This is a genomic window from Thiemannella venezuelensis, from assembly GCF_014203605.1.
GTDB classification, from domain to species: domain Bacteria; phylum Actinomycetota; class Actinomycetes; order Streptosporangiales; family Streptosporangiaceae; genus Planomonospora_A; species Planomonospora_A venezuelensis.
The window spans coordinates 54,324-75,121 of sequence record NZ_JACHJJ010000006.1; the positions used below are offsets into that span (position 1 = coordinate 54,324).

The following is a 20,798-nucleotide window of genomic DNA, read 5'->3' on the forward strand; positions in this document are numbered from 1 at the left end:
GCTGGACGGTTCAGTGGTCAACGCGGGGGCGGGGCTCCGCACGGGCGCGGATACCCTTGGAAGGCTGAAAATAAGTTGCGGAGGGGAGTGCGGCCGTGCAGTCCGCCTATCTCGATCATGCGGCGACCACGCCGATGCTTCCCGAGGCCATCGAGGCGGTGACCGCCCACCTCGGCAGGGTCGGCAACGCCTCGTCGCTGCACGCGGCGGGCCGCCGTACCCGCCAGGTCGTGGAGGAGTCGCGCGAGAGCATCGCGGACGCGCTCGGCGCCCGGCCCAGCGAGGTCGTGTTCACCTCGGGCGGGACCGAGGCCGACAACCTGGCGATCAAGGGCCTCTACTGGGCCCGCCGCGCCGCCGGGGCGACCCGCATCCTGATCAGCGCGGTCGAGCACCACGCGGCGCTCGACCCTGCGCACTGGCTGGGCGACCGGCAGGGCGCGACCGTCGAGCTGCTCGAGGTCGACGAGCTCGGCCGGGTGCACCCGCAGACCCTGCGCGAGGCCGTCGAGCGCGACCCGGACGGCGTCGCGCTGGTGAGCGTCATGTGGGCCAACAACGAGGTCGGCACCGTCCAGCCGGTCCGGGTGCTCGCCGCGATCGCCCGCGACCACGGCATCCCGTTCCACACCGACGCGGTCCAGGCGATCGGCCAGCTCCCGGTCGACTTCGCCGACGCCGGTGTGGACGCCCTGACGCTCTCCGGCCACAAGGTCGGCGGGCCGATGGGCGTCGGCGCCCTGCTGCTGGCCCGGGGCGCCGACCCGGTGCCGGTGCTGCACGGCGGCGGCCAGGAGCGCGACGTCCGCTCCGGCACGCTCGACGCCCCCTCGGTCGCCGGGCTCGCGGCGGCGGTGCAGATCGCGGTGGCCCGCCGGGCCGAGACCGCCGCCCGGCTCTCGGGCCTGCGCGACGAGCTGATCCGCCGGGTACGGCAGGCGGTCCCCGACGTGATCCTCAACGGCGACCCGGAGAACCGGCTCCCCGGCAACGCGCACTTCTCCTTCCCCGGCTGCGAGGGCGACGCGCTGCTCATGCTCCTGGACGCCAAGGGAGTGGAGTGCTCGACCGGTTCCGCCTGCTCGGCAGGGGTGGCCCAGCCCTCCCACGTCCTGCTCGCCATGGGCGCCGACGGCGTCCGCGCCCGGGGCTCGCTGCGCTTCTCGCTCGGCCACACCTCGACCGAGGCCGACGTCGACCGCGTCGCCGACGTCATCGGCCTGGTCGTGGAGCGCGCCCGCCGCGCCGGACTGTCCTGACCCGGCACCCCGCGGTCCGGGACCCCCGCGGTCCGGGACCCCTGCATCCGGGCCCTGCGGCCGGGGAGGCCGCCTGACCGAGGCGCTCTCCGCCGCCGCGCCCGGCGGCCGCGACGGCTAGATTCGAACGGTGACCGAACCGATCATCGTGGCCCGCGGCGTCGAGGTGGCGCTCGGCGGCAATCCCGTCCTGCGCGGTGTCGACCTCGACGTCGTGCGAGGCGAGGCCGTCGCGGTGACGGGACCGAACGGCGCGGGGAAGTCGACGCTGCTGCGCTGCCTGGCCGGGCTGCGCCCGCCGGACTCGGGCGAGCTGGCCGTCCTGGGCGCGCCGCCCCGCGACGTCCCGGCCTTCTGGCGCGACGTCGCCCTGGTGGGGGACGAACCCGCCTGGTACCCGGGGCTGACCGTCCGCGAGCACCTGGACCTGATGGGCGCCGTCCACACCCCGTCCCGGCTGGAGGCCGGCGAGGCGCTGGAGGCGTTCGGCCTGGGGCCCCGCGCGGACGCCGCGCCGGCGGCCCTCTCGACCGGGCAGCGGCAGCGTCTCCTGCTGGCGATGACCCTGCTGCGGCCGAGCCGCCTGCTCCTGCTGGACGAGCCGGAACGCGGGCTCGACGCGGGCTTCAGAGGGCGGCTGGCGGAGATCCTGGTGCGCTACACGGCCGAGGGCGGGACGGTGGTGACGGCCACCCACGATCCCGGTCTCGCCGCGGCCGCCCGGGCCCGGTCGATCGTGCTGTCCTCCGGACGGGCCAGGAGCACCGCATGAAGGCGGGCTTCGAGAGCGCCCCGGAGCCGGTCCCGGCCGCCCGTCCAGGAGGTGCCCCATGAGTCCGGTTCCGGAGATCCGGGCCTTCGTCCGGTCGAGGAGCCGCCGGCCGCGGAGCTGGCTCGACCACTACACGGCCGGCCTCGGGCTCGCGGTGACCGCGGCGGTGCTGTCCCAGCCCGCCTCCGCACTCCTCACCGCGGTCACCCGCGAGGCGGACCCGTCGCGGACGGGCGCCGGGATCGCGCTGGTCATGCTGGCCTGGGCGGGTCTCCTCGCCGCCGCCCGCACGCTCGGTCCCGTCACCCCGCCGTCCGCCGACGCCTGGCTCCTGCTCTCCCCGCTCGACCGGCGGGCCGTGCTGCGGCGGCCGGCGGGCGTCCTCCTCGCGGTGTCCGTCGCGGCCGGCGCCGTTCTCGGCGTGGGCCTGCTCGCGGTCCTGGGCGCCCCGGACCACACGGCCGTACGGTCGGCCGCGGCGGTGGTCCTCGGCGTCGCCGCGGCCACGGGCGGCACGGCCCTGGCCGTGCTGGCGCAGGCCTCGCGCACCGTGGACGCGTGGGCGGGCCCGGTGGTCACCGCGACCGTGGCGCTGGCCGCGGCCGTCGCGCTGCTGGGATCCGGTCCCGGCCGCCGCCTCCTGACCGCGGCCGCCACCGCGCCGCCGACCCTCGGCGCGGCGGCGGCCGCGGTGTCCGCCGCGCTCGCCGCCCTGCTGGTACGGCGGGCCTGGGTGGCGCTGGACCGGATCCCGGCCCGGATCCTGCTGGCCGCCACCGCGAGGACGGGCCGCGCGGCCGCCTCCGCCGTCACCATGGACCCGGGCTCCCTGACCTGGAGCGCGGAGGACGAGCACTGGCGGGGACGGGTCCTGCGGTCCCGGCGGTGGCCCGCGCTGCCCGCCCCGATGGCGCCGGCCTGGCAGGACTGGCGGAGGCTGGCACGCCGCCCCTGGCGGCCCGTCGTGCTGCTCGCGGCCGCCGTGCTGCCCGCGCTCGCCGCGCAGGCCGGCGGGGCGTCGAGGACGGCGACCGCGCCGGCCGGGGCCGGAGGAGGATCCCCGGAGGCCGTGGCCGTACTCGCCGGGCAAGCCGGAACCGGCGCGGCGGCCGCCTCGCTGACCGCGGGCCTCGTCCTCGTCGGCGCGCTCGCCGCCGCCGTGACGGGCACCTCCGGAGCGCGCAGGGACGGCGACAACCCGGCGCTGGCGAGGCTGCTCGGCCTCGGCCCCCGCCGGGTCCTGGCCGCCAGGGCGCTGCTGCCGGGACTGCTCGGCGCGGCCTGGCTGGCCCTCGCCCTGGCCGGGCTCTCGGCGACCGGCGCACTCGCCGCCGGTCCGTGGTGGCCGCTGGCGGCCCTGACCGCGCCCGCCCTGGCTGCGGGAGCCCTGCGGACGGCACGCAGGCGGCCCGTCGACCACTCGATGCCGGTCATCGACACGCCGGTGGGGGCGATCCCCACCGGGCCGCTCGTCTGGGCGATGACCGGCATCGACCTCACCGTGCTCGGCTGCCTCCCGCTGGTCGTCGCACTGCTCTTCCCACCCGCCGCGTTCGGCGGGTTCCTGGCCGTGCAGGCCCTCCTGGGAACGGCCGTCCTCTCGGCCTACCTGGCCGGAGAGGGAAAGCGCCCCGCCTGAGGGACGCCCTCGCGGAGACGGGCCGAGCCCCGCGGGGAGGCGTTCACCCGTGCCCCCGCCGTCAGTTGAGGAAGGGGGCGACGGCGGCCCAGGCGGGGTCGCCTGCGACGTCCACGCGGGGCTGGCCCTCCTCCCAGGTGATGATCAGCTCCTTGGCGTGGATCGCCGCGTCGCCCACCGGGTCGGCGTAGATGTGCAGCACCCGCTGGCCCTCGGCGCTCATGTGGGCGGCGAGCACGGCGGTCCCGTTCAGCCTGCTGATCCGCCCGGCGAGGCGCTCCTCGAAGTCGCGCAGGGCGTCCAGCGACGGCCCGACGGGCAGGCCGTCGGCGTCGCGGTGCAGGTAGGGCAGGGTGACCGCGATGTGCTGGTCGAACAGGGGGTAGTCGACCGGGCGGAGCGGGTAGCGCGCGGTGGCGATCAGGCGGGCGCCGCCGGCGGTCTCGCCCTCCAGCAGCGCCCACTGCTCCTCCTGGAAACCGGAGGCGAGGTCGGCGACCACGCTGGGCAGGTGGACGGCGGGCACGGCGTCGATCGGCGGGAACTGGACGGCGGAGATGCCCCCGACCCAGCGGGCCACGTCGTCCTCGCCGAGCAGCCAGTCGAGGGCGAGCAGGGCGGCCTCGGTCCGGGTGTCCTCGTCGAGGATGCCGAAGATCGGATGGTGGGCGACCACGTCGACGCGGGGGTTGCCGTGCGGGGCGCGCAGGCCCAGGACGAGCTTGTCCAGCGCGAACTCGTAGCCGTCCACGTCGAGGGTGAGGTCCATGGCGTGGGGGTTGGCCCGCCGGGACGGGTGGAACTCCCAGCGGGCGTCGGCGGGGGGCGCGGCGGCGGCCCAGCGGTGCGCGACGGCGCGCAGTTCGGCGTCGCCCGCGGCGGTGACCACCAGGGCCTGGTCGGCGGTGAATCCCGGAGTGATCTCCCAGACCAGGGAGGGGTGGACGACCGTCACCGCGGGACCGATCCACTCGGCCAGCCGGTCGGCCTCCCCGGCGGCCACCATCGCGTCCAGCTCAGGTCTGGCCTCGGTCCACCAGGCCCAGAACTCGCCGATGCCGTCGACGGGTTCCCCGGCGGATTCGCTCTTGCGCCCGAACAGTCGCATGACTCCGGATTCTCCCAGTCCGAGGAGGCAGGTGCCAACAGCCGGCCGCCGGTACGGGCTGCCCGGTCACGCGCGGTCCGCGGAATGCCCCGCGGCGCGGGTACGCTCAGAGGGCTATGACTCTTCGTGTGCTTGCCGCCATGTCCGGGGGCGTCGATTCCGCCGTGGCCGCCGCCCGCATCGCCGAGGCGGGCCATGACGTCACCGGCGTCCATCTGGCGCTGTCGGCCAACCCGCAGTCCTACCGGACCGGCGCGCGCGGATGCTGCACGATCGAGGACTCGCGCGACGCCCGCCGGGCCGCCGACGTGATCGGGATCCCCTTCTACGTCTGGGACATGGCCGAGCGCTTCCACCGCGACGTGGTCGAGGACTTCGTCAGCGAGTACGCCGCGGGCCGCACGCCCAACCCCTGCCTGCGCTGCAACGAGAAGATCAAGTTCGAGGCGGTGCTCGACCGGGCCCTCGCGCTCGGCTTCGACGCCGTGGCGACCGGGCACCACGCCCGGCTCGACGGCGGCGTGCTCCGCCGCAGTCCGGACGAGGGCAAGGACCAGTCCTACGTGCTGGGCGTGCTCACCCGCGAGCAGCTCAAGCACGCGATCTTCCCGCTCGGTGACTCGACCAAGGCCGAGGTCCGCGAGGAGGCCGCGCGGCGCGGGCTCATGGTGGCCGACAAGCCCGACAGCCACGACATCTGCTTCATCGCCGACGGTGACACCCGGGGCTTCCTCGCCGACCGCCTCGGCGCGGCCGAGGGCCCGATCGTGGACGAGTCGGGCGAGGTCGTCGGGAGCCACCGGGGCGCATACGGCTTCACCGTCGGCCAGCGCAAGGGCCTGCGCATCGACCGCCCGTCCGCCGACGGCGGACCGCGCTACGTGCTGTCCATCGAGCCGGTCTCCAACACGGTCACGGTCGGTCCGCGCTCGTCCCTGGAGGTCACGTCCATCGTGGCGGCCCGGCCCGTCTGGAACGGCCCGGTGGCCGCGCCCGCCGAGCCGCTGGCCTGCACGGTCCAGCTCCGCGCCCACGGCGAGGTGTACGGCTGCCGCGCCCTGCTCTCCGGCGAGGAGGTCCACATCGCGCTGGACGCTCCGGCCACCGGGGTGGCGGCGGGCCAGGCCGCGGTGCTCTACCTCGGTGACACGGTGATCGGCTCGGCCACCATCGCCTCCGCCTCCTGATCCCGGCCGGCGGATCAGTGCCCGGTCCCGCCTGAGCCGGGGGCTTCGCGGCCGGAGGCGGCCGGTCCATTGATCGGGATGAGTCGGACGATAAGCAGGAAAAGCATGGTTTGTGGTTCTTTGTGCCGCTTTCTCTCTTGAGTATGTCAAAGCGCCCTTATTTCTGTAGCCGGGGCGGGCGGGGGCGGCGCACAGCAGGCGACCGGCCGCCTCCGCCCGGCCACGGGCCCGCCTAGGGCAGAGTGACGGACTCGCCCGGCCTCAGGCGGCGGATCTCGGCTCCCTGCCGGTCCGCCTCGATCTCCAGCCAGCGGTCGACCAGTCCCAGACCGAGGTCGTTGAGCAGGCCGTCATGGGTGGAGAAGGCCCGGGCGGGACGGACCTCGCGCAGGTAGGCGACCATCTCCATGGCCTTCAGCCACGGGGCGTTGGTCGGTACCAGCAGCGTGGGGACCTCGACGCCCGGCGGGGTGAGGGCGTCACCGGGGTAGAAGACCTCCTCGTCCACGAAGAACCCGACGTTCTGCACGATCGGCATGTCCGGGTGGTTCGGCGCGTGCCACTCGCCGACGGCCTTGACCGCGAAGCCCGCGGCGGTGAACGCGTCGCCGTGCCGTACCGTCTGGATCTTCGCCGGGATGCCGGTCAGCGTGGCGGCGACACCCTCGCAGGTCCAGATCTCCAGGGCCGGGTCGGCCTCGGCCGCCCGGCGCAGCCGGTCGGGCTCCACGTGGTCGAAGTGCTCGTGGGTGATGAGCACGGCCTGAGCCCCTTCGAGGGCCGACTCCTCGCTGAAGGAGCCGGGGTCGATGACGAGGACCGAGCCGTCCTTCTCCAGGCGGACGCAGGCATGCCCGAACTTGGTGAGTCTCATGCCCCTCACCCTACGGCGGCGGGACCGCCGGGCCCGGGCGCCGCCGAGGCGGCGGTGGTCCGCGGGCGGGGGGCGCGGCGCCCGCGAGGGGAGCGGTCCGGGGCCCGTGGCGCCGGCGCCGGTCGCCGTTCGCGGGACCCGGGGCGGACGGGCCCTAAGCTGACCTTCGTGAACACGTTTCCGTGGGGTGAGGCGAGCGCGACCGGAGTCGGGTCGCATCCGGGCGAGGACCACGCCGAGGCGGTCAGGGTCGTCTTCGGCGAGCTCCCCGCACTGCCGTACCTGCCGGAGCTCCCCGCCCGCGGCGTCGGCGCCGACATGGTCGGGCGGGCCGCGTCGCTCCTGGTGGAGCTGGCGGTGGAGGTGCAGCCGTCGGGCTGGCGGTTCACCGACCGGCCCGGACGGGACGCCAAGCGGGCCCGTGACCACCTGCTGCGCGATCTCGACGCGCTGGAGGAGGCCGCGCAGGGGTACGAGGGGCCGTTCAAGACGCAGGTGTGCGGGCCGTGGACGCTGGCCGGCGCGGTCGAGCTGCGGCACGGCGACAAGACGCTCGCCGACGCGGGGGCCGTACGGGATCTGGCGGAGTCCTTCGCCGAGGGGCTCGCCGCGCACGTGGCCGAGGTCCGCAAGCGGGTGCCGGGGGCCACGGAGATCGTGGTCCAGCTCGACGAGCCCGGCCTGCCCGGGGTGCTGGCCGGTACGGTGCCGACGGCCTCGGGGTTCGGGCGGCTGCCCGCGGTGGAGGCTCCGGTGGCGGCGGAACGGCTCCGCGCGGTGCTGCCCGCCGGCGCGTTCCCGATCGTGCACTGCTGCGCCCCGGGGGTGCCGTTCACGGTGATCCGGGAGGCGGGGGCGAGGGGCGTCTCCCTGGACGCCTCGCTGCTGCGCCGCCGGGACGAGGACGTGATCGGCGAGTCCGTCGAGGCGGGGCTGGCGTTCTTCCTCGGCGTCGTGCCCGGCACGGACGCCGCGCTGCCGGACGTCGGGGTGGTCGCCCGCCCGGCGGTCGAGCTCTGGCGCCGGCTCGGTTTCTCTCCCGCGGTCCTGGCCTCCCAGGTCGTGCTCACGCCCGCCTGCGGGCTGGCGGGCGCCTCGCCGGGCTACGCGAAGGCGGCCCTGGCCGCCTGCCGCAGGGCGGCCCTGGTGCTCCGGGAGGACCCGGGGGAGTGAGGGCGGGCTCCGGGAGGCCCGGGGTCCGGCGGGAAGCCCTGGTCCGGCGGAACGGGTGCGGCCGGGCGGGACGGGCGCGGAGCAGGGGGCCCGGGACGGCGGGAGAGGCGTGAGGATCCCACCCTGGTCAGGGGTTCAACGGGTTCTCAAGTGGCCTGCAAGTACGTGCGCTTATTCATTGACATGTCGAGAAAACGCGCTGATCGCGCCACATGTCTGGAGTTCTTTTCATGCGTACCGGCTTCCGCATCCTGCTCGGCCTGACCGCCGCCGCGGCCCTCACCGTCGCCGGATCCACGGCGGCCTCGGCCGACTCGGCCGCCGGCAGCTGGAAGTGGGGCCCGATCCACTCCACCGACGGCCACGCCACCGCCAAGGGGAAGGTCGTCGTCACCCAGAGCGCCTTCCAGATCCGGGGCAGCCTCTACGACACCCGGGGGAAGGGCTGCTCCTGGGTGCAGCTCCGCTGGCAGAGCTCCACCACCGGCAAGTGGAGCTCCGCGGCCTACTGGAACTGCACCCCCGGCACGGGGACGTTCCGGAAGAACGTGTCCTACCCGCTCCAGATCAAGGCGAAGGTCTGCCGCGGGAACTCCAGCCGGCCGACCGGCTGGTGCACCTCGTGGAAGACCATCTACACCCAGGGCGGCTGAGGTCCCGCGGCGCGCCTGCCGGTCCGTTCGGGCGTCCGTCCTCCGGGCGGGGCCGGATGTCGGTGCCCGGCGATAGATTCTCCCTGGCGGTTCGACGAGGGGAGAGCTGGACGATGGGCGCCGAGGTCGAGGGTGTGCCGGTCACCGCGCGGGAGCGGCACGCGGAACTGAGCGAGCTGGCCGAAGAGGCCGACTGGCGCTATCACGTGCTCGACGCGCCGACCGTCAGCGACGCGCAGTACGACACGTGGATGCGCGAGCTGCGGGCGCTGGAGGAGGAGCATCCGAGCCTGCGCACCCCCGACTCTCCGACGCAGAAGGTCGGGGCGCCGATCTCCAGCGAGTTCACGCCGGTCGCCCACCTGAGGCGGATGGAGAGCCTCGACAACGCCTTCAACGCCGACGACCTCGTCTCCTGGCAGGCGCGGGTGGAACGGCTGGCCGAGCGGGACCCGGCCCCCTACCTGTGCGAGCTGAAGATCGACGGCCTGGCGATCGCGCTCGTCTACGAGAAGGGCCGGCTGGTCAGGGGGGTGACCCGGGGCGACGGCCGGATCGGCGACGACGTGACGGCCAACGTCCGCACGGTCGCGGGCATCCCGCACCGGCTGACCGGTGACGACGTGCCCGACCTGGTGGAGGTCCGGGGCGAGGTCTACATCCCGGTGGAGGATTTCAAGAAGCTCAACGAGCAACTCGTCGCGGCGGGCAGGGCGGCGTTCGCCAACCCGCGCAACTCGGCGGCGGGCTCGCTGCGGCAGAAGGACCCGCGAATCACCGCGCAGCGCCCGCTGCGGATGATCGCCCACGGGGTCGGGGCCTGGGAGGGGACGGCGCTGCCGCGCGCCCAGTCGGAGATCTACGAGCGGCTGCGGGGGCTCGGCCTGCCGGTGAGCGACCTCTACAAGGTCGTCGACGACCTCGACGGCATCACCGCGTTCATCGAGTTCTACCGCGAGCACCGGCACGACCCGGCCTACGAGATCGACGGGGTCGTGGTGAAGGTCGACCGCATCGAGCTCCAGCGCAACCTGGGCTCCACCAGCCGGGCGCCGCGCTGGGCGATCGCCTACAAATACCCGCCGGAGGAGGTCAACACCAAGCTCCTCGACATCCAGGTGGGCGTCGGCCGGACCGGCCGGGTCACGCCGTACGGCGTCATGGAGCCGATCGTGGTGGCCGGTTCCACGGTCGAGCGGGCCACGCTCCACAACGGTTCGGAGGTCGCGCGCAAGGGCGTGCTGATCGGTGACACCGTGGTGCTGCGCAAGGCGGGCGACGTGATCCCGGAGATCGTCAAGCCGGTCGAGGAGCTGCGCGACGGCACCGAGCGCCCGTTCACGATGCCGACGCACTGCCCCGAGTGCGGCACCGTGCTGGCCTACGAGAAGGAGGGCGACGCCGACCTGCGCTGCCCCAACACCAGGGCGTGCCCGGCCCAGCTCCGCGAGCGGATCTTCTTCGCCTCCGGGCGCAGGGCCTTCGACATCAGGAGCCTGGGCTACGTGGCCGCCACCGCGCTGACCCAGCCGCTGCCCCCGCACGAGCCTCCGGTCCGCACCGAGGCCGACCTGTTCGACCTGACGGCCGAGCGGCTGCTCCCGATCGAGTCGGTCGTGCGCGACCCCGACACCGGACTGCCCAAGACCGACCCGGAGACCGGTGAGCCCAGGGTCGTGACCTTCTTCGCCAACAAGGACGGCACGCTCAGCAAGAACGCCGAGAACATGCTCCAGCAACTGGAGGCGGCGAAGGACAGGGAGGTCTGGCGGGTGCTGGTCGCCCTGTCGATCCGGCACGTCGGCCCGCCCACCGCCCAGGCGATCGCTTCGGAGTTCGGCTCGATCGACGCGATCGCGAAGGCCACGGAGGAGGAGCTCGCCGCGGTCGACGGCGTCGGCCCGCGGGTGGCCGCCGCGATCCGCGAGTGGTTCGAGGTCGACTGGCACCAGGAGATCGTCGCCCGGTGGCGGGCCGCCGGGGTCCGGATGGAGGACGAGCCCCCGGCCGACCTGCCGCCGCAGACCCTGGCCGGGCTGACCTTCGTGGTCACCGGCACGCTGGCGGGCTTCACCCGCGACGAGGCGGGGGCGGCCCTGGCGGCCAGGGGCGGCAAGGTGGCCGGCTCGGTGTCGAAGAAGACCTCCTTCCTGGTGGCGGGGGAGAACGCCGGGTCCAAGTTCGACAAGGCGGTCAAGCTGGGCGTGCCGATCCTCGACGAGAACGGCCTGGCGGTCCTGCTGGCCGAGGGGCCCGAGGCCGCGGCCGCGGTGGCGGTGGCGGCCGAGCCGGAGGCCTGACCGCGGCGCCGGACGGGGAGCCGTTCCCGGGGCGGGACGGTGGGAGCGGGAGCGGCCGCCCTTCCCCGAATGGGGTGTTGTGTGGATCTTTGGGGCATTGTCGGAGCGCTCGGGGTGGACGACTCAACGTGGACAGTGACGGAACGTGCCCAACCGGTTTCGCGAAGTGGTTCGCAGGCCGTACTCTCCCATAGTGAACTAATGGGGGTTTTGTTACTCATGGCTGACCCGACTGATACCCGCGACACCGGGCCGCGCGCCGGCTCGCCCCTGTGGACCTACCTGACGGCGGTCACCGTCGTCGGCACCGCCGTGCTGGTGGCGGCCCAGTGGTGGACCGACGTCGGGGAACTGGTGGACCTCGCGCACTCGCCGCTGTTCTGGACGCTGGCCGTCCTGGTCGTGCTGGGGGAGCTCCGGCCGGTGATGCTCTCCTCGTCGATGGCGGTGGGCGGCACCTACCCCTCGACGATGTTCACCTTCGCCGCGCTCCTGCACTACGGGCTCCCGGTCGCCCTGCTGGTCCAGGCGGTCGCCATCCTGGTCAACGGGGCCGTCACCCGCAGGGCCCGGCACCGGGTGCTGTTCAACGTCGCGCAGGTGACGCTGGCCTACACGGCGGCGGGGGCCGTGCTGGGGGCGTTCGGGCACCGGGCGGTCCCCGCGGCGGGCCGGGTGCCGGCCGGGAACGACCTGCTCGCCATCGGGCTGGCCGGGCTCGCCTACTTCGTGGTCAGGGCGCTGCTGGTCTCCGGCGCGGTCGCACTGCACGAGCGCCGCTCGATCCACCGGGTGATCCGCACCACGATCGGCCACCAGAGCCTGGTGTACGCCGGGCTGCTGGGCCTGGCCCCGCTGGTCGTGGTGGTGATGAACCACTCCCCGGCGCTGGTCCCCCTGTTCGTCGCGCCGATGGCGGCGGTCTACTTCACCGCCACCCTCTCGGTCCGCCGCGACCACCAGGCGATGCACGACGGGCTCACCGGACTGCCCAACCGCAAGATGCTCGTGCTCCGGACCGAGGAGGCGCTCGCCGAGGCGAGGGCCCGCGAGGGCGAGCGGGTCGGCCTGCTCCTGCTGGACCTCGACCGGTTCAAGGAGGTCAACGACACCCTCGGCCACCCGGTGGGCGACCGGCTGCTGCAGATGGTGGCGCACCGGCTCACCCACAGCGTGCGGCCCGGCGACGTGGTGGCCCGGCTCGGCGGCGACGAGTTCGCGGTGCTGCTCCCCTCGGTCCGGGACGCCGCCGCGGCCCGGGAGGTGGCCGCCCGGCTCCGGGTGGCGCTCACCGAGCCCGCCCGGCTGGAGGGCATGACCTTCGACCTGGACGCCTCGGTCGGCATCGCGCTCTATCCCGACCACGCGCCGGACTTCGAGCTGCTGATGCAGCGCTCCGACGTGGCCATGTACCTGGCGAAGGAGGGCAGGAGCGGCGTCGAGCTCTACCTCGCCGACAAGGACCGCAACAGCCCCGAGCGGCTCAGCCTCCTGGGCGACCTGCGCCGGGCCATCGACCGCTCGGAGCTGCGGCTGCACTACCAGCCCAAGCTCGACCTGGCCGCCGGGCAGGTGCGGGGGGTGGAGGCTCTGCTGCGCTGGCGGCACCCGGTCCGGGGGATGGTCTCCCCGGGTGACTTCGTCCCGCTGGCCGAGCAGTCCTACCTGATGCGCCAGCTCACCGAGTACGTCATCGACGCGGCGCTGGAGCAGGCGGCCCACTGGTGGCATACCGGCCTGCACGAGCAGATCTCCGTCAACGTCTCGGCCCGCGACCTGCTCGACTCCGCCCTCCCCGACCGGCTGGAGGCGGGGCTGGCGCGCTACCGGCTGCCCCCGAAGGCGATCCAGCTGGAGGTGACCGAGCGCATCCTGATGACCGACCAGGCCTACACCGCCGACGCCGTCCGGGCGCTGGCCTCGCTGGGCGTGCCGCTCGCGCTGGACGACTTCGGCACCGGCTACTCGTCGCTGGTCCGGCTGCAGCGGCTCCCGGTCTCCGAGGTCAAGATCGATGCCTCGTTCGTGCGCCGGATCTGCGACTCCAGGGACGACGAGCGGATCGTCCGCTCCATCGTCGACCTGGTCCGCTCGCTGGGCCTGCGCTCGGTCGCCGAGGGCGTCGAGTCGGCCGAGGTGGCCGCGCGCCTGGCCGAGATGGGCTGCGACCTCGGCCAGGGCTGGTGGTTCGCCGAGGCGATGTCCGCGGTCGACGCCACCGCCTGGCTCCGCGAGCACCGCGAGCGGAACGGGTACGCCCAGGGCCAGCTGAAGCCGGACTTCTCCTTCCGTCCCGCCGAGGTCCTCGATCCCCAGACGGCTTAGGGGCGGTCCTGCGAGGACGCGACCGTGCGCGGTGCACACGAGGCGCGGTGCACACGAGGCGCTCGGCGCAGGCTGCGGCGGGTCGCGTACGGATTCATGAATGAACCACGTATGGGGTTTACGTAATCAAAGGAGAGGAATCATTGTTGTAGTAACGCCTGTGTAGTAACCGCCGCAAGGAGTCGCCGCAATCCAGCCGCCTGATGCCCAAGCGGCGGACCGCTTCGCAGGTGGACCCCCAGAACGCCGGAAAGGGACGGCCGGCGTTCAAAAACCGAATCGTATTTTCAGTGCTATTCGGTTAATTTGTCGTTGATGGCAATTTCCGGGGGGTTCGCCGCGCGCTGGAGCCTCCGGAAACCGGGAGGTCCTCTATGCACTCCTCGTTCACCGTTGACCCCGCCGCCGCTCCCGCCCTCTGGGTCGTCATCGCCGTGCTGCTGGGCGTCATCGCCGCGCTCGTCGCGGGCATCCTGTCGCAGTGGGCCGGCGGCACCCGCCCCACGGTGCTCACGTGGGGAGCCGGCGCGTTCACCGGAACGGTCACGCTCGCTCTGGCGATCATCACGCTGCTGCACGCGCTCTCGTCGGCCGGTGCGCAGGCCTCGCAGGGCGGGACCGCCGTTCTGGGGTACCCGCAGCCGGGCCTGCGGCCGAGCGCCGGCGCTCTCCAGCCGTAGGGGCCCTTCCCCCGCCGCGGCCGACCGGCCCGTCCGGCGGCAGGTGAGCACCGGTTCCACGGCTTCCAGGTGTGGATGAGTCGGGCGTGCCGGGTCATGCGCCCTAGGATGACAGTGTCCAATTGCCATTCACGAAACGGGTTCAACGACTCATGTCCGCCATAACCCGCGACGAGGTCGCTCACCTCGCCCGGCTGTCCCGGCTGGCGCTGGCCGACGAGGAGCTCGACCACTTCGCCGCCCAGCTCGATGTGATCATCGGTGCGGTCGCCCGCGTCGCCGAGGTGGCGGCCGACGACATCCCGCCGTCCTCGCACGCGCTCCCGCTCACCAACGTCTACCGTCCCGACGAGGTACGGCCCTGCCTGACGCCCGAGGCGGCGCTGTCCGGCGCCCCCGCCGTCGAGGAGAACCGCTTCCGCGTCCCGCAGATCCTCGGGGAGGAGGCATGAGCCTGATCCACAAGTCGGCCGCCGATCTCGGCGCGCTCGTCGCGCGCGGCGAGGCCTCCGCCGTCGAGGTCGCCCAGGCCCACCTCGACCGGATCGCCGCCGTCGAGCCGAAGGTCAACGCCTTCCTGCACGTCGACGCCGAGACGACCCTCGCCCAGGCGCGCCGGGTCGACGAGCGCCGGGCCGCCGGCGAGGAGCTCGGCCCGCTCGCCGGCGTGCCGATCGCGCACAAGGACGTCTTCACCACCGCCGACATGCCGACCACCGCGGGATCCAAGATCCTTGAGGGCTGGCGGCCGCCGTACGACGCGACCGTGACCCGGCGGCTGCGCGAGGCCGGGCTGGTGATCCTCGGCAAGACCAACCTGGACGAGTTCGCGATGGGCTCCTCCACCGAGAACTCGGCCTACGGCCCCACCCGCAACCCGTGGGACCTGTCCCGGATCCCGGGCGGCTCCTCCGGCGGCTCGTCCGCCGCGGTCGCGGCCTACCAGGCGCCGCTGTCCACCGGCACCGACACGGGCGGCTCGATCCGGCAGCCCGCCGCGGTCACCGGCATCGTCGGCATGAAGCCCACCTACGGCGGCTCCTCCCGCTACGGCCTGATCGCCTTCGCCAGCTCGCTGGACACACCGGGCCCGTTCGCCCGCGACGTGATGGACGCGGCCCTGCTGCACGAGGCGTTCTCCGGGCACGACGCCATGGACTCCACCTCCATCGACGCCCCCGTGCCGAGCGTCGTCGAGGCGGCCCGCCAGGGCGACGTGGCGGGGCTGCGCATCGGCGTCGTCAAGGAGTTCGGCGGCGAGGGCTACCAGGCGGGCGTGCTCGCCCGCTTCCACGAGACCGTGGAACTACTGGAGAACCTGGGCGCCAAGGTGGTCGAGGTCTCCTGCCCGTCGTTCACCACGGCGCTGCCGGCCTACTACCTGATCGCCCCGTCGGAGTGCTCGTCCAACCTGGCCCGCTTCGACGCGATGCGGTACGGCCTGCGCGTCGGCGACGACGGCACCCGCTCGGCCGAGGAGGTCATGGCGCTCACCCGGGCCGCGGGCTTCGGCCCCGAGGTCAAGCGCCGCATCATCCTGGGCACCTACGCGTTGTCCAGCGGCTACTACGACGCCTACTACGGGCAGGCGCAGAAGGTCCGCACGCTGATCGCCCGCGACTTCCAGGCGGCGTTCCAGCAGGTGGACGTGCTCGTCTCGCCCACCACGCCGACCACCGCGTTCCCGATCGGCGAGCGCGCCGACGACCCCATGGCGATGTACCTCGCCGACCTGTGCACGATCCCGAGCAACCTCGCGGGCAACGCCGCGATCTCGGTCCCGTGCGGCCTGGCCGACGAGGACGGCCTCCCGGTCGGCCTGCAGATCATGGCCCCGGTGCTCGGCGACGACCGCTGCTACCGGGTCGGCGCCGCCGTGGAGCGGGCCCTGACGGACCGCTGGGGCGGCGGCCTGCTCGCCAAGGCCCCGGCGCTGTAGGGCGCGTCCGAGGCACGTTCCGGGTACGGCGAGGCGGAGAGGAGGCACGGTGGCGTGATCACGAGAATCGAGATCGACGGGTTCAAGTCGTTCCTGGACTTCGAGCTCGACGTGCCGCCGTTCCTCGCGCTGGTCGGCCCCAACTCCAGCGGCAAGTCGAACCTGCTGGACGCCCTCGGGTTCGTCGCGGACGAGGTCGGCGGTCCCGGCGGGCTGCTCGGCGCGCGCCGGGGAGCCCCGCACGAGCAGTTCCACCGGGGCGCGGAGGGCGATCCGCTCCCCGCGTTCACCGTCGCGGTGGAGACGCTGGTCGCCCCGGAGCCCGGCGCGCTGCTGCCGGTCCGCTTCGACACGGGCGCGGAGATGGTGCTGCGGATCCCGCGCTCCACCGGGCCGGTCGTCAGCCACGTGGCCCGGGGGCTCCCCGAGGAACTGCTGGGGCTCATGGTCGTCGACCCGGAGCCGCACGCCACGCCCCGCCGCACGGTCGCGGCCTGGCGCAGGTACGCCCCCGTGCCGCACGTCATGCGCGGGCGGTGCTCCCCGGCCGACCGGGGACCGCTCGCGGCCGACGGCGGGAACCTCGCCGCGGTGCTCGGGCGGATGGCGGGGACGGGGGCCATGGCCGACCTGGTGGCCGACCTCGCCGCGCTGGTCCCCGACGCCGCCGCGCTGGCGCCCCGGTTCGACCGGGGGCAGTGCTCCTTCGACCTGGTCCTGGACGGCCAGGGGGCGGTCCCGGCCGCGCTGCTGTCGGACGGGACCCTGAAGGTGCTCGGACTGCTGGCCGCGCTGCACGACCCGGACCACCCGGTCACCCTCCTGGTGGAGGAGATCGAGAACGGCGTGCACCCGGGCCGCCTGGGCGAGCTGCTCCGGCGGATCCGGCGGCTGGTCGCCGCGCCCGGCGGGGCGGGGCCGTACCGGCAGGTGATCCTGACCAGCCACTCGCCGGTGGTGGTCGCCGAGCTCTACCGGACCGATCCGGACGCCCTGACCTTCCTGGACGCCGTGGTCCGCGTGGACCCCGGCGGCGACCGGATGTCGCGGGTGACGGTGGCCAAGCCGGTCCAGCCGGACGGCGAGCCGGGCACGTTCGTCTCGCCCCGGCAGGTCCGCCGCTACCTGGGCGCGGCGGCATGAACCGCCCGCTGGTCCCGGGACTGGTCGCCGAGGGGGAGGCCGACGAGGGGTTCCTCGGCGTGCTGATCTCCCGGCAGCTCCGCGAGCTGGTGCGGGCCTCCCCGTACGTGGTGGACGTGGGGGCCACGAGGACCGTCACCTGCGACCGCGACCAGATCGTCACGGCGCTGGAGGAGCTCGCCGCCGACTGCCACCTGATCTTCGCGCGAGACCACGGCAGAGCGCACACCAGGGAGCACGGCCGGGGGCACGCCCGGGAACGCGGCCGGGCGGACGGCGTGCGGTACCACTCGCACTACCTGGTGCCGGTGGTCGGCCTGGGTGACACCGAGGCCTGGCCGCTGGCCGACCCGGCGGTGTGGGCCGGGCTGGCGGGCAGCGACCTCACCGGGCTGCCGGCGGAGCCGGGCGGCGTCGAGCGGGTCGCCTACCCCCGCGAGGTCCTGGCCGCGACCGCCCCCCGGCGGGGCAGGCCGGTCGGCGACTACTTCGAATACATCGCACGTAACATCGACCTCGCCGCTCTGGCCCAGGTTCCCGGCTACGCCGACTGGGTCGCCGAGACGAGGACCGCACTGAAGGGACTTGGTTACCTGTGAGCACCCACACGCTCATGCCGTACGACGAGGCGCTGGAGCGTTTCGAGCCGGTGCTGGGCCTGGAGACGCACGTCGAGCTGGGTACGGCCTCGAAGATGTTCTGCGGCTGCCCGACCACGTTCGGCGCCGCGCCGAACACCCAGGTCTGCCCGGTCTGCCTGGCGCTGCCCGGCTCGCTGCCGACGGCCAACGCCGCCGCGATCGAGTCCACCATCAGGATCGGCCTGGCGCTGAACTGCTCGATCGCCGAGTGGTGCCGCTTCGCCCGGAAGAACTACTTCTATCCGGACATGCCGAAGAACTACCAGATCAGCCAGTACGACGAGCCGCTCTGCTCCGACGGCTACCTCGACGTCGAGGTGGACGGGAAGACCGTGCGGATCGAGATCGAGCGGGTGCACCTGGAGGAGGACACCGGCAAGTCCACCCACATGGGCGGCGCCACCGGCCGCATCCACGGCGCCGACTACTCGATCGTCGACTACAACCGCGCGGGCATCCCGCTGGTGGAGATCGTCACCAAGCCGATCCCCGGCACCGACCGCCTCGCCCCCGAGGTCGCCCGCGCCTACGCCACCGAGCTGCGCGAGGTCATGCGCGCCCTGGGCGTCTCCGACGTGCGTATGGAGGAGGGCTCCATGCGGTGCGACGTCAACGTCTCCCTCATGCCGCGCGGCTCCTCCGAGTGGGGCACCCGGACCGAGACCAAGAACGTCAACTCGCTGCGCAGCGTCGAGCGGGCGGTCCGCAGCGAGATCGAGCGGCAGGCCGCGATCCTCGCCGACGGCGGCCGGATCGTCCAGGAGACCCGGCACTTCCACGAGGACACCGGCTCCACCACCTCGGGCCGGTCCAAGGAGGAGGCGCAGGACTACCGCTACTTCCCCGAGCCCGACCTGGTGCCGATCGCGCCGGACCCGGCCTGGGTGGCCTCGCTGAAGGCGGCCCTGCCCGAGCTGCCGCGCGTGAAGCGCAAGCGGCTGCAGCAGGAGTGGGGCGTCTCCGACCTGGACATGGAGGCCATGCACAACGCCGACGCCATCGACCTGGTCGAGGCGACGGTGGCCGCGGGCGCGCCGCCCGCGGACGCCCGCAAGTGGTGGATGGGCGAGCTGGCCCGCCGGGCCAACGAGGCCGGGGTCCCGCTGAGCGCCCTGGAGATCACCCCCGACCAGATCGCCCGGGTGTGCGCGATGGTCGCCGGAGGCGCGCTCAACGACAAGCTGGCCCGCCAGGTGCTGGAGGGCGTGCTGAACGGCGAGGGCTCCCCGGACCAGGTGGTCTCCGCCCGCGGACTGCAGATCGTCAACGACGAGGGCGAGCTCTCGACGATCATCGACCAGGTGCTGGCCGACAACGCCGACGCCGCCGAGAAGGTGCGCGGCGGGAAGATCGCCGCGGTGGGCGCGCTGGTCGGCGGCGTCATGAAGGCCAGCCGGGGCAAGGCCGACGCGGGCCGGGCCCGCGAGCTGATCCTGGAGAAGCTCGGCGTCTCCGAGTAGCCCTCCGCGATCGTCCCCGGAGCGGCGCGCACGCGGGCCCACCGGTCACCCGACCGGCGGGCCCGCGCTCTTCCGGTACTCCGTTTTCTACGGTGTTCCGTACTTCCACCCACCGGGAGCCGTGTGATCGCGCACCGGGCCACCCGGCCGGTGCGGTCCGGCCGGACCTCTAGGCGTCGCCCTCGCAGAGGCTCTCCGTCTCCGCGGTGCAGAGGTCGGTGCCCGCGTCGCCGACGGCCCGGTCGGAGATCCCCGCGTCACCGATGAGGATGTCGTCGCCGCCGTTGCCGTCGAGCAGGTCGCTGCCCCCGTCGCCGTTGACGAAGTCCCGGGCCGAGCCGCCTGCGAAGACGTCGCCGCCGGGGCCGAGGAACACCCTGGACTGCAGCGCGGTGTTGTTGGTCACCGTGTCGGCGCCGCCCTGCGCGTTCACCAGGATGTTGGTGATCCCGGCGCTGTTGCACCGGACGGTCCTGGCGTCCACGTTGGTGCAGGTGAAGCTGCCCGCAATGATGGTGTCGTTGAAGTTCCGCACCACCAGGGCGCCGTTCTCCACGTTGATGGTGATGTTGTCGCCGACGTCGCCGGCGTTGACGGACAACTTCCCGCCGATCGCCGTCACGTTGGTGAGCGCCTGCGCCTGCGCGGGCGCGGCGGTGGTCGCCACCGCCGAGACGACCAGCAGCGCCCCCGTGGCGAGAGCGCGGAAACCGGTCCTGCGCGAGATGCCGAGATTCATGTGTCTCCTCGTGTGTCGTGGCCCCCTGACCTGCGATGCAGTACATCGGACCCGGCGCACGGAGAACACGTCCAATTACCCCCTCGTTCACAGGCGATGTCAGTGGACACCCGAGCCGGCCTCCGCGGTGCCGGGAACGGCCGGGAAACGGGTCGCTCCGGCCTGCGGCGGAGCCGTACCGTCATCCGCATGAAGCTGCTCTCCGTCAACGTCGGCAGGCCCCGGCCCAACCCCTGGAAGAACCTCGGCGCGACGGGCATCGACAAGCGGCCCGTCGACGGCCCGGTCGCCGTGCGCGATCCCGGCCCCAAGGGCACCGGCGCGGTCGGTCTGGCGGGGGACCGCGTCTACGACGTCAAGCACCACGGCGGATCCCACCAGGCCGTCTACGCCTACGCCCGGGAGGACCTCGACGCGTGGGAGGGGGAACTGGGCAGGCCGCTCCCGAACGGCGCCTTCGGCGAGAACCTCACGACCTGCGGCCTCGACGTCAACGGCGCTCTGATCGGCGAGCGCTGGCGCGTCGGGGACGAGGTGGTCCTGGAGGTGTCGTGCCCGAGGATCCCCTGCGGGACCTTCCAGGGCTGGCTGGAGACCGAGGGGTGGATCAAGAGGTTCACCGGGGCGGTGCTGCCGGGCGCGTACCTGCGCGTGATCGAGCCGGGGGACATCCGGGCCGGCGACCCTGTCGCGGTGGCGCACCGGCCCGGTCACGACGTGACCGTCGCGCTCGCCTTCCGCGCCCTGACCCGCGAGCCGGACCTGCTGCCGCGGCTGCTCGCCGCCGACGCGCTGCCGGAGGAGGACAGGGAACTGGTCCGCAGGCGCACCGGCGGGTGACCGCCGCCGGGCGCCGGTCCCGGTCCGCCGGGACCGCCCGCGCGGAGGGGCGGCCCCGTCGTCACC

At 73.8% G+C, this 20,798-nt stretch carries 18 protein-coding genes; 15 read left to right on the forward strand and 3 right to left on the reverse strand.

The window, feature by feature from the left end; genetic code table 11:
* Positions 1-95 precede the first annotated feature (95 nt).
* From FHS22_RS11335 to FHS22_RS11345, 3 genes are all read left to right on the forward strand, one after another.
* Positions 96-1,259, forward strand: coding sequence for a cysteine desulfurase family protein (locus FHS22_RS11335; protein WP_184940875.1), 1,164 nt, complete (start codon positions 96-98; stop codon positions 1,257-1,259).
* Between the two features lie 130 nt (positions 1,260-1,389).
* Entirely contained in the window at positions 1,390-2,031 is a 642-nt protein-coding gene (locus FHS22_RS11340; protein WP_184940877.1) for an ABC transporter ATP-binding protein, read from the forward strand.
* A gap of 58 nt (positions 2,032-2,089) precedes the next feature.
* A complete protein-coding gene (locus tag FHS22_RS11345; protein WP_184940878.1) occupies positions 2,090-3,670 on the forward strand; it encodes a DUF6297 family protein in 1,581 nt (526 codons plus the stop codon).
* A gap of 61 nt (positions 3,671-3,731) precedes the next feature.
* On the opposite strand, the gene FHS22_RS11350 is transcribed toward FHS22_RS11345, so the two are convergent.
* Positions 3,732-4,778 carry a DUF695 domain-containing protein gene (locus FHS22_RS11350; protein WP_184940880.1) on the reverse strand — a complete coding sequence of 349 codons (1,047 nt, stop codon included), beginning with the start codon at positions 4,776-4,778 and terminating at the stop codon, positions 3,732-3,734.
* Between the two features lie 116 nt (positions 4,779-4,894).
* Between FHS22_RS11350 and mnmA the strand changes: the two genes are divergently transcribed.
* Complete coding sequence (mnmA, locus tag FHS22_RS11355; RefSeq protein WP_184940882.1) at positions 4,895-5,965, forward strand: tRNA 2-thiouridine(34) synthase MnmA; 1,071 nt, start codon at positions 4,895-4,897, stop codon at positions 5,963-5,965.
* Positions 5,966-6,197: 232 nt separating this feature from the next.
* Here the strand turns inward: mnmA and FHS22_RS11360 are convergent, their stop codons facing one another.
* Complete coding sequence (locus FHS22_RS11360) at positions 6,198-6,839, reverse strand: MBL fold metallo-hydrolase (RefSeq protein WP_184940884.1); 642 nt, start codon at positions 6,837-6,839, stop codon at positions 6,198-6,200.
* A gap of 168 nt (positions 6,840-7,007) precedes the next feature.
* Between FHS22_RS11360 and FHS22_RS11365 the strand changes: the two genes are divergently transcribed.
* The 10 genes from FHS22_RS11365 (at position 7,008) to gatB (ending at position 19,153) form a co-directional block, all read left to right on the forward strand.
* Positions 7,008-8,012, forward strand: coding sequence for a uroporphyrinogen decarboxylase/cobalamine-independent methonine synthase family protein (locus FHS22_RS11365; protein WP_184940886.1), 1,005 nt, complete (start codon positions 7,008-7,010; stop codon positions 8,010-8,012).
* A 230-nt stretch (positions 8,013-8,242) separates the two neighbouring features.
* Positions 8,243-8,665: a hypothetical protein gene (locus FHS22_RS11370; protein ID WP_184940888.1), complete on the forward strand. Its 423-nt coding sequence runs from the start codon at positions 8,243-8,245 to the stop codon at positions 8,663-8,665.
* A 113-nt stretch (positions 8,666-8,778) separates the two neighbouring features.
* A complete protein-coding gene (gene ligA / locus FHS22_RS11375; protein ID WP_184940890.1) occupies positions 8,779-10,965 on the forward strand; it encodes an NAD-dependent DNA ligase LigA in 2,187 nt (728 codons plus the stop codon).
* Positions 10,966-11,184: 219 nt separating this feature from the next.
* Positions 11,185-13,290: a putative bifunctional diguanylate cyclase/phosphodiesterase gene (locus tag FHS22_RS11380; protein WP_184940892.1), complete on the forward strand. Its 2,106-nt coding sequence runs from the start codon at positions 11,185-11,187 to the stop codon at positions 13,288-13,290.
* Positions 13,291-13,664: 374 nt separating this feature from the next.
* Positions 13,665-13,970 (forward strand): hypothetical protein, encoded by a 306-nt coding sequence (locus FHS22_RS11385; RefSeq protein WP_184940894.1) that lies wholly within the window; start codon positions 13,665-13,667, stop codon positions 13,968-13,970.
* A 152-nt stretch (positions 13,971-14,122) separates the two neighbouring features.
* Positions 14,123-14,422 carry an Asp-tRNA(Asn)/Glu-tRNA(Gln) amidotransferase subunit GatC gene (gatC, locus tag FHS22_RS11390; RefSeq protein WP_184940895.1) on the forward strand — a complete coding sequence of 100 codons (300 nt, stop codon included), beginning with the start codon at positions 14,123-14,125 and terminating at the stop codon, positions 14,420-14,422.
* Positions 14,419-15,909 (forward strand): Asp-tRNA(Asn)/Glu-tRNA(Gln) amidotransferase subunit GatA, encoded by a 1,491-nt coding sequence (gatA, locus tag FHS22_RS11395; RefSeq protein WP_184940898.1) that lies wholly within the window; start codon positions 14,419-14,421, stop codon positions 15,907-15,909. The genes gatC and gatA overlap by 4 nt, the downstream gene beginning before the upstream one ends.
* 54 nt (positions 15,910-15,963) lie before the next feature.
* Positions 15,964-17,052, forward strand: a complete 1,089-nt coding sequence (locus tag FHS22_RS11400) for an AAA family ATPase (RefSeq protein WP_184940900.1) — start codon at positions 15,964-15,966, stop codon at positions 17,050-17,052.
* The gene (locus FHS22_RS11405; protein ID WP_184940902.1) at positions 17,049-17,651 is read left to right on the forward strand and encodes a hypothetical protein; all 603 of its coding nucleotides are present in this window, start codon (positions 17,049-17,051) and stop codon (positions 17,649-17,651) included. Before FHS22_RS11400 ends, FHS22_RS11405 begins: the two co-directional genes overlap by 4 nt.
* 14 nt (positions 17,652-17,665) lie before the next feature.
* The gene (gene gatB, locus FHS22_RS11410) at positions 17,666-19,153 is read left to right on the forward strand and encodes an Asp-tRNA(Asn)/Glu-tRNA(Gln) amidotransferase subunit GatB (protein WP_184941240.1); all 1,488 of its coding nucleotides are present in this window, start codon (positions 17,666-17,668) and stop codon (positions 19,151-19,153) included.
* A 169-nt stretch (positions 19,154-19,322) separates the two neighbouring features.
* Here the strand turns inward: gatB and FHS22_RS11415 are convergent, their stop codons facing one another.
* Positions 19,323-19,892 carry a calcium-binding protein gene (locus tag FHS22_RS11415; RefSeq protein WP_184940904.1) on the reverse strand — a complete coding sequence of 190 codons (570 nt, stop codon included), beginning with the start codon at positions 19,890-19,892 and terminating at the stop codon, positions 19,323-19,325.
* Between the two features lie 189 nt (positions 19,893-20,081).
* Between FHS22_RS11415 and FHS22_RS11420 the strand changes: the two genes are divergently transcribed.
* On the forward strand, positions 20,082-20,732 hold the full coding sequence (locus FHS22_RS11420; RefSeq protein WP_184940906.1) for an MOSC domain-containing protein: 651 nt from the start codon (positions 20,082-20,084) through the stop codon (positions 20,730-20,732).
* Positions 20,733-20,798 lie beyond the last annotated feature (66 nt).